The sequence below is a fragment of the Janthinobacterium sp. AD80 genome (assembly GCF_002878455.1).
Taxonomy (GTDB): domain Bacteria; phylum Pseudomonadota; class Gammaproteobacteria; order Burkholderiales; family Burkholderiaceae_D; genus Janthinobacterium.
Map to the genome: position 1 here is coordinate 1 of NZ_NRDQ01000214.1, position 8,708 is coordinate 8,708.

Here is an 8,708-nt window from a genome sequence, read left to right on the forward strand (position 1 = left end):
CCCGTAGGCCGCCCGTGTGCCATGGCGTCCAGCCGCTGGCCTGGCAACTGATGACTGAGCTGCAGCAGCTGCGCGCGCGGGGCGGGCCGCTGCTGGAAACGGCGCAGGCGGCGCGGCGTTTCGTGCAGGCCATCGACGCCAGCGTGGAGGCGGCCGGAGGTGCGCGCCGCTGCGCTGCCGCGCGCCGCTACCGCATCGATGTCACTGTGCTGGACATGCTTGAAGGTATTGCCAGTGCGGCCTTGCCCGCCAGCGAGGCGCAGCGCATCAAGGCCATGCTGCCGGAGATCGTGCGGCAAGTCGCCAGGGTCGAGGCGGGACAGGCCGTCGCCATGCTGGGCTGGAGCGTGGCAGGCGATGCAGCGCCGCCTTGCACGCAGGCGCGGCGCGCCTAGGCGCCGACCTGCCGCCGCAGGTCCAGTCCCAGCGCCGCCTTGCGCAGGCGGCCGTTGCGGCGCAGACTGGCGAGGGCGGCGCGCGTGTCGTACATCAGCTGGTAATGGTAGTAGTTGATATGTTCGAGCACGGCGAACGCCAGCAAGCCATACGACCACGCCAGGTCCGCCAGCGGCGTGCCAGCGCTGCTGCGCGCGGCGAAAAAGGCGACAAAGGCGGCCACGGCGGCGATGCAGAACAGGTTCGTGGTTTTCAGCACGCGGAACAGGGGCTGGAAATACGCGGGCAAGGGCTGGCGCCGCACGACCGAGCCCAGCTTCAGGTGCCAGTACAGCACGCCTTGCAGCAGCAAATAGCAGACAAGGGCAAGGGCCGGAGCGCGCAGCTCCCAGGCAACGGCGGCAGCGGACTTGTGCCAGTGCAAGCAGAGCGCCAGCGGCAAAGCCAGGCAGCAGAGGGCTTCGGCATTGCGCAGGTACTGGAGGCGGGAACTCAGGGCAGGCATGCGGTCGTTGGGGGAGTGATAACCTGGCAACTTTAGCATGGCGCCCGCCGGCTGTCGTGCTTTGCCTGCGTTGATTGCGCGCCAGCTGGGCGGGCATGGCACAATGCGCCATCCGCACCCAGGTGCCCACGCATCACCACGACAGGACTTTCATGACCCGCGCCATTCTCGACGACAGCCAGATCCATCCCGCCGCCCGCCCTTTGATCGGCAGCAAGCACAAGGACATCGTGCGCGAGGTGCAGGCCGCCATCGCGGCGCACCAGGTGGTCGTCGTCGGCATGGCGCTCAATCCGTTTCCCCGCAGGGCCCGCAAAATCCTTGACGTGCTGGGCACGCCATACAAGTATCTGCAGTACGGCAGCTACCTGAACCAGTGGCACCGCCGCAATGCGCTCAAGATGTGGTCCGGCTGGCCCACGTTCCCCATGATTTTTGTCAATGGCGTGCTGATCGGTGGCGCCAGCGAGCTGCAAGCGCTGGTGGAAAACGGCGAGTTCAGCGCCATGCTGGCCAGGAAAGTGCGCGAGTGTTAAGGCGTCCTTGACCTGGCCTTATTCGCCCGGTCGCCATGGCGACTTGTGCGTGCGCAGCGGGTCCAGCAGGCCGCGCAAATCGTTGTGATCGAGCTCGTACATCAGTGCGATCAGGCTGCCCAGTTCGCCCGAGGGGAAACCCTCGCGCGCGAACCAGCCCAGGTAATGGCCGGGCAAGTCGGCCAGCAAGCGTCCCTGGTATTTCCCATATGGCATTTCGCGCGTCAGCAGCAGCGCCAGTTTGTCTGAATTCATGGTGATGCCCCCGTGTTGATGCGGCCAGTGTAGCAGATCCCCTTATTGTTGATTTGGGCGCAATTATCTTCTGCCCGATCAGGTATTTTTCGGCACAAAGAAAACCCCGATACTGCATGCCAACATCATTGATCGGAGTCTTTCATGCCCATTGCCTTGCTCGCGCTGACCCTCAGCGCATTTGCCATCGGAACCACCGAGTTTGTCATCGTCGGGCTCTTGCCCACCATCGCCGCCGACCTGGGCGTGAACCTGCCGTCGGCCGGCCTGCTGGTCAGCCTGTACGCGCTGGGCGTGGCCGTCGGCGCGCCCGTACTGACTGCCCTGACGGGCAAGATCCCGCGCAAGACCTTGCTGCTGTCGCTGATGGTCTTGTTCACCCTGGGTAACTTGCTTGCATGGAAGTCGCCAGGCTATGAAACCCTGGTCGTCGCCCGCATCCTGACGGGGCTGGCGCATGGCGTGTTCTTCTCGATCGGCTCGACCATCGCCACGTCGCTGGTGCCGAAAGACAGGGCGGCCAGCGCGATCGCCATCATGTTTACGGGCCTGACCGTGGCGCTCGTGACGGGCGTGCCGCTGGGCACCTTCATCGGCCAGCATTTCGGCTGGCGCGAAACATTCCTGGCCGTCTCGGCGCTGGGCCTGGTGGCCTTTGTCGGCAGCCTGCTGTACGTGCCAGCGAACATCGCCCACAGTAAGCCTGCTTCCCTGCTGCAGCAAGTGCAGGTGCTGGCCCAGCCGCGCCTGCTGCTGGTGTATGCGATGACGGCCGTCGGCTATGGCGGCTCCTTCATCGCCTTTACCTACTTGGCACCGATTTTGCAGCAAGTGTCGGGCTTCAGCGCCGGCGCCGTGGGCGTGGTGATGCTGGTGTATGGCGTGTCTGTGGCGTTCGGCAATATCTGGGGCGGCAAGCTGGCCGACAAGAAAGGCCCGGTCAGCGCCCTGAAACTGATCTTCCTGCTGCTGGCGTCTGTTTTGCTGCTGTTGACCTTTACGGCGCCGCATCCCGTGCTGGTGGTCATCACCGTGCTGCTGTGGGGCGCCGTCGCCTTCGGCAACGTGGCCGGTCTGCAAGTGTATGTGGTGCAGCAGGCGGAACACTTCACGCCCCGCGCCGTCGACGTGGCCTCGGGACTGAACATCGCCGCGTTTAACCTGGGCATCGCCGGTGGCGCCTGGGGCGGCGGCCTCATCGTCGAACACCTGGGCCTCGTGCATACGGGCTGGATCGGCGCGCTGGTGGTGCTGGGCGCGTTCGGCTTGACGGCCCTGAGCGGCCGGATGGACCGCTTGAATCCCATCCCCGTGCGCAGCGGCGGCGAGAAGTCGATTCACGCGGTGGGGCATTAAGGCAGCGTGTGGGCTGGCCGGGGCCTAGCGTCCCGGCCGGCCCCGTCTGCAAGTAACTTGCTGGCAGAAAACACCAAAACGGGCGAGAATGGCGTTTACTTTTCCTCTACCTCCCATTCCCCATGTCCGATACAGCAACTTCACCCGTGCGCCTGCGCACCGAGATCAATCCGAAACCGCTGGGCGTGGCGCTGGTGCTGATCCTGCTGGGCGCCTGGTATCTGGCGCAAACCGTCGGCATCAACCAGGCCGCGCTGTACGTGGTGGGCGCCTTGCTGGGCATTACCCTGTACCACGCGGCCTTCGGCTTCACGTCCGCCTGGCGCGTCTTCATCGCCGACGGGCGCGGCGACGGCTTGCGTGCGCAAATGCTGATGCTGGCCGTGGGCGTGGCGCTGTTCTTCCCCGCGCTGTCGGCCGGCAGCCTGTTCGGCACGCCCGTCGCGGGACTGGTGTCGCCCGCCGGCACCTCCGTCATCGTCGGCGCCTTCATCTTCGGCATCGGCATGCAGCTGGGCGGCGGCTGCGCCTCCGGCACCTTGTATACAGTCGGCGGGGGCAGCACGCGCATGATCATCACCCTGGTCGCCTTTATCATCGGCTCTGTGATCGGCACGGCGCACATGCCGTTCTGGACGGCGCTGCCGCAGCTCAAACCCGTTTCCCTCGTCACGACCCTGGGCCTGGCGCCCGCGCTGGCGCTGAACTGGATCGTCTTTGCGCTGATCGCCGGCATCACGGTGCTGGTGGAAAAGCGCCGCCATGGCAAGCTCATCGCTCCGGCATTGCGCCCGGCGCACGCGTCGCCATGGCTGCATGGTCCGTGGCCGCTGGTGGCGGGCGCCATCGCGCTCGTCGTGCTGAACTTCGCCACGCTTGCATTGTCGGGCCGTCCGTGGGGCGTGACGTCCGCGTTTGCCCTGTGGGGCGCGAAAGCCGCGTCCGTGATCGGCATCGATACGGCCAGCTGGGCCTACTGGTCGACCAAGGCCAACGCAGCTGCGCTGGCCGCGCCGATCACGCAAGACAAGACGTCCGTGATGGATATCGGCATCGTGCTGGGCGCCATGCTGGCGGCGGCGCTGGCCGGTCGCTACGCGCCTGTGTGGCGCATCCCGCGCCGTTCGCTGATCGCCGCCATCGTCGGCGGCTTGCTGCTCGGCTACGGCGCGCGCCTGGCGTACGGCTGCAATATCGGCGCCTACTTCAGCGGTATCATCTCGGGCAGCCTGCATGGCTGGCTGTGGCTGGTCTGCGCTTTCCTCGGCAATGTCATCGGCACGCGTCTGCGCCCGTGGTTCGGCCTGGAAGTGGAGAAAGTCAAACCGACCGGCTGCTGACGCCGGCATGAACAGGGGCTTTGCTGTATATTTCTGCCCCTGTTCACCTTTGCCGCCAGCGCAGCGCCCATGTCCCCCCTCAGCCTGTTTGCCGTCGTCCTCGCGTATTTCCTGATCCTGCTGGGCGTGGCGTGGCGCACCTCGCGCCATGCCACCAACGACAGCTTTTTCATCGGCAACAGGGACAGCAACTGGATGCTGGTGGCCTTCGGCATGGTCGGCACGACGCTCACCGGCGTGACGTTCATCAGCGTGCCCGGCGCCGTGGGGAACAACGGCTTCGGCTACATCCAGCTGATGATCGGCTACGTGCTCGGCTACCTGGCCATCACCTTCATCCTGCTGCCGCTGTACTACCGGCTGCAGCTGACCTCGATTTACCGCTACCTGGAACTGCGCCTGGGCCGGCGCGCCTACCAGAGCGGGGCGGCGTTTTTCATCCTCTCGCGCCTGCTGGGCGCGACGGCGCGGCTGTATCTGGTGGTCAATATCCTGCAAGCGACCATCCTCGACAGCCTGGGCGTGCCGTTCTGGCTGACTGCCTGCGTCGTGCTGCTGCTGATCCTGCTGTACACGTATGAGGGCGGCGTGAAAACCATCGTCTGGACCGATACCCTGCAAACGGCGTGCATGCTGGCGGGCCTGGTCATCTGCAGCGTATTCTTATTGCGCGAAATGGATGTGTCGCTCATCGACAGCCTCGAGCGCATGCGCGCGCAAGGCCTCACGCGCATCTTCAACACCGATCCGGACAGCCCCGCCTATGTATGGAAACACATTCTTGCCGGCATGTTCATCACCATCGCCATGACGGGCATGGACCAGGAGATGATGCAGAAGAATATCTCCGTGCGCACCTTGCGCGACTCGCAAAAGAACATGCTCAGCCTGACCGTGGTGCTTACCTCCGTGCTGCTGCTGTTCCTGTTCCTGGGCGGCCTGCTGCACCTGTACGCGCCGCTGGCCGGCGTGACAGCGACAGGGGATAAACTGTTCCCCGCCATCGTGCTCGGGCATTTCCCGGCCGTGGTACAGCTGATCTTTTTCATCGCCCTCATTTCCGCCCTGTTTCCCAGCGTGGACGGGGCGCTGACGGCGCTCACCTCCACTTTCTGCATCGACATCCTCGGCGTGCAGCGCCGGCAGGATTTGACCGCGGCGCAGCAGATGCGCTGGCGCCGCCGCGTGCACCTGGGTTTTGCGGCGCTGTTCCTGGTTCTCATCATGGCCTTCAAATGGCTTGACGATCCCAGCATGATCGGCGTGATTTTGAAACTGGCCAGCTATACCTATGGCCCGCTGCTGGGCCTGTTTGCCTTTGGCCTGCTGTGCCGCCGTGGCGTGCGCGACCGCTGGGTGCCGCTGGTGGCCGTGGCGGGACCGCTGCTGTGCGCGCTGGTCGAGCAGGAGCAGGCGCTGCTGTTTGAACACTACCGCATCGGCCTGGAATTGCTGATCCTGAATGGCGCCCTGGTGCTGGCTGGCCTGTTCCTCATTTCCACGCCGGTGCCGGTGCATGCCAAAGGCGAAGTACAGTTGTCAAAATAAGACGAGCCGGGCGATTTTTCAGTTATATTGGTTTCCTTTAGGTACACAACCTCACGGAGCATCGATGTCACTCAACCCCTTCCCGCCGCTGCGTCGCGGCTTTGGCGCATTCTGGCGCGCGCTGGACGCCACCCGCCGTGCCGTCTTCAACCTGATTTTCCTGCTGATCGTCATCGCCATCCTGATCGCCATCTTCGGCGGCGGCGTCAAGCCGCTGGGCGAAAAGACCACCCTGGTGCTGGACCTGCAAGGCCCGCTGGTGGAAGAAACCCCGGGCGGCGTGCGCGAGGCGGTGCTGGCCAATGTCAGCGGCGAAGTCAAGAAAAGCGTGCAGCTGCGCGACGTGCTGGCGGTGCTCGACACGGCAGCCAAGGACCAGAACATCGGTTCCATGGTCATCCTGCTCGATGAATTGCAGGGCGGCGGCCTGGCCTCGCTGCGCGAAGTGGCGGCCGGCGTCGAGCGCTTTCGCGCCACCGGCAAGAAGGTGACGGCCTGGGGTTCGAGCTACAACCAGCGCCAGTACCTGGTGGCCGCCAAGGCGGACGAGGTATTCCTGCACCCGATGGGCGGCGTCATGCTGGAAGGCTTTGGACGCTACCGCAATTACTACCGCGATGCGCTCGACAAGGTGGGCGTGACGGTCAACCTGCTGAAAGTGGGCACGTATAAAAGCGCGGCCGAGCCCTACATCGCCAATGGCCCGTCCGAAGCGGCGGCCGAGGCGGACCGCTACCTGAATAGCGGCCTGTGGACGACCTACACCACCGACGTGGAAAAATCGCGCAAGCTGCCGGCCGGCGCCATCATGCAAACGATCGACAACCTGCCTGCCATGATGACGGAGGCCGGCGGCGACATCGCCAAGCTGTCGCTCAATGGCAAGCTGGTCGATGGCCTGAAAACGCGCGACGAACTGCGCCAGTTCATGATGGCGCGCGGCGCGAAAAACCCGGAAGGCACGAACTTCCGCCAGGTTAACTACACCGACTACCTGGCGCGCCTGCGCCCCGTACACATCGGCGACGCCGTCGGCGTGGTCATCGCCTCGGGCGAAATCGGCGACGGCGTGGCGCCACCGGGCGCCATCGGCGGCCTGTCCACCTCGCGCCTGATCCGCCAGGCGCGCGAAGACAAGTCGATCAAGGCCGTCGTGCTGCGCGTCGATTCGCCGGGCGGCAGCGCCTTCGGCTCGGAGCTGATCCGCCGCGAACTGGAACTGACGCGCGCCGCCGGCAAGCCGGTGGTCGTCTCGATGGGCAACGTGGCCGCTTCGGGCGGCTACTGGATCAGCACCTCGGCCGATGAAGTGATCGCCGACGCGGCCACCATCACCGGTTCCATCGGCGTGTTCGCGATTCTGCCGACGGCCGACAAGGTGGTGGAAAAGCTGGGCATCCATACGGCCGGCTCGCCGACCACCTGGCTGGCCGACGCGGGCAATCCATTGCGTCCGCTCGACCCGCGCTTCGCGCAAGTGATCCAGGGCTCGATCAACCACGTGTATGGCGACTTCCTGAACCTGGCCGCCAAGGCGCGCAAGACGACGCCGGAAAAGATCAATGAAGTGGCGCAGGGCCGCGTGTGGACAGGCTTGCAGGCGAAAGAGCGCAACCTGGTCGACCGCATCGGCAGCTATGGCGACGCGCTGGCCTCCGCCGCCAAGCGCGCCAAGCTGGGCGCCGACTACCGCGTCACCTACATGGAACAGGAAACCTCGAACGTCGACCGTTTGATCGGCATGTTCGGCTCCAAGGCCATGGCCTCGCTGGGACTGGGCGAGCACGTGAAACTGGGCCTGGCCAGCACGGGCCTGCCGGCCGACGCGGCGCTGGGCATGGCGCAGGATCTCTCCTGGCTGTCAGGCATCACGCGCGAACACAAACCGTTCATGGCGCTCACGCACTGCCTGTGCGAGGTGCCATTGGGAGGAAAGTAAGTTAGGGCAGCACATCATGATATGACCCTCAAGCCGGCTTCGCCCGGCTTGATTTCCTTGAGGAGCGCAATATGGCAAGCGATATGAATGCAGACACGGACAATCCGATCGCCATCCGGCCCTGCGTGAAGGGCGACGAAGCAGCGCTGGCGCTGGTGGGCCAAGCCACTTTTCTGGAAGCCTTCGCCGGCATCCTCGATGGCGCCGACGTCATCGCCCACTGCCAGCGCCAGCACAACGTGGAACTGTACCGCGACTGGCTGTCGCTGCCCGCCATGCGTTTGTGGCTGGCCGAGGCCACGCCCGGCGGCGCACCCGTGGGCTACCTGGCGCTCAGTCCCGCCAGCCTGCCGGTAGCCGACCCGCGGCAGGACGACCTGGAAATCAAGCGCATCTATCTGCTGCACCGCTTCCAGGGTCAGCGCGTGGGCCAGCGCCTGATGCAGGCTGCCATCGACCAGGCGCGCGCCGCCGGGGCAGGGCGGGTGCTGCTGGGCGTGTACGCGGAAAACCACGATGCGCTGGCGTTCTACACGCGCTGCGGCTTTGCGCAGCTGGGCCGGCGCACCTTCCGCGTGGGCCGCACCGATTACCAGGATGTCATCCTTGGCATCACGCTGTAAGGCGGCGCCAGGCGCGGCTACAGGTCCGGTGTGTAAAGCCAGGTAAAGATGTATGTCCGTTTCCCGTCCAGGAAGCGGCGTGCCCGCCGGAGTCAAGGCGCCGGGCGGGAAATTTGTAGCGAGTTTGTATCGACATGCCAGCCGCCCGCCGCGCCCTGCGGCAGCCCCGCGGCACGGCGCAAGCCTGATTCTTCCTGCGCTCGCACCGCG

9 protein-coding genes are annotated in these 8,708 nt (G+C 65.3%); 7 read left to right on the forward strand and 2 right to left on the reverse strand.

The annotated features are described in order from the left end of the window. Positions 1-395 (forward strand): hypothetical protein (locus JaAD80_RS27125; protein WP_219726899.1); only part of this gene is annotated, 395 nt, incomplete at its 5' end. On the opposite strand, the gene JaAD80_RS27130 is transcribed toward JaAD80_RS27125, so the two are convergent. Next, the gene (locus JaAD80_RS27130) at positions 392-940 is read right to left on the reverse strand and encodes a hypothetical protein (RefSeq protein ID WP_146012565.1); all 549 of its coding nucleotides are present in this window, start codon (positions 938-940) and stop codon (positions 392-394) included. The two genes, JaAD80_RS27125 and JaAD80_RS27130, sit on opposite strands and share 4 nt — an antisense overlap. A 113-nt stretch (positions 941-1,053) precedes the next feature. Here JaAD80_RS27130 and JaAD80_RS27135 point away from each other — a divergent pair, with 113 nt between their 5' ends. Further along, entirely contained in the window at positions 1,054-1,437 is a 384-nt protein-coding gene (locus JaAD80_RS27135; protein ID WP_102299195.1) for a glutaredoxin domain-containing protein, read from the forward strand. 18 nt (positions 1,438-1,455) lie between these two features. Here JaAD80_RS27135 and JaAD80_RS27140 read toward each other — a convergent pair whose 3' ends face one another. Next, positions 1,456-1,692: a DUF3820 family protein gene (locus JaAD80_RS27140; RefSeq protein WP_102299184.1), complete on the reverse strand. Its 237-nt coding sequence runs from the start codon at positions 1,690-1,692 to the stop codon at positions 1,456-1,458. 144 nt (positions 1,693-1,836) lie between these two features. Here JaAD80_RS27140 and JaAD80_RS27145 point away from each other — a divergent pair, with 144 nt between their 5' ends. The 5 genes from JaAD80_RS27145 to JaAD80_RS27165 all read left to right on the forward strand — a co-directional run bounded on the left by JaAD80_RS27145 (position 1,837) and on the right by JaAD80_RS27165 (position 8,498). Next, positions 1,837-3,048 (forward strand): MFS transporter, encoded by a 1,212-nt coding sequence (locus JaAD80_RS27145; protein ID WP_102299186.1) that lies wholly within the window; start codon positions 1,837-1,839, stop codon positions 3,046-3,048. A gap of 122 nt (positions 3,049-3,170) precedes the next feature. Next, positions 3,171-4,388 (forward strand): YeeE/YedE family protein, encoded by a 1,218-nt coding sequence (locus JaAD80_RS27150; protein ID WP_102299188.1) that lies wholly within the window; start codon positions 3,171-3,173, stop codon positions 4,386-4,388. Positions 4,389-4,457: 69 nt separating this feature from the next. Then, positions 4,458-5,936: a sodium:solute symporter gene (locus JaAD80_RS27155; protein ID WP_102299189.1), complete on the forward strand. Its 1,479-nt coding sequence runs from the start codon at positions 4,458-4,460 to the stop codon at positions 5,934-5,936. 64 nt (positions 5,937-6,000) lie between these two features. Continuing rightward, positions 6,001-7,875 (forward strand): signal peptide peptidase SppA, encoded by a 1,875-nt coding sequence (gene sppA, locus JaAD80_RS27160; protein WP_102299191.1) that lies wholly within the window; start codon positions 6,001-6,003, stop codon positions 7,873-7,875. Between the two features lie 71 nt (positions 7,876-7,946). Then, complete coding sequence (locus JaAD80_RS27165; RefSeq protein WP_258003210.1) at positions 7,947-8,498, forward strand: GNAT family N-acetyltransferase; 552 nt, start codon at positions 7,947-7,949, stop codon at positions 8,496-8,498. Positions 8,499-8,708: the final 210 nt, after the last annotated feature.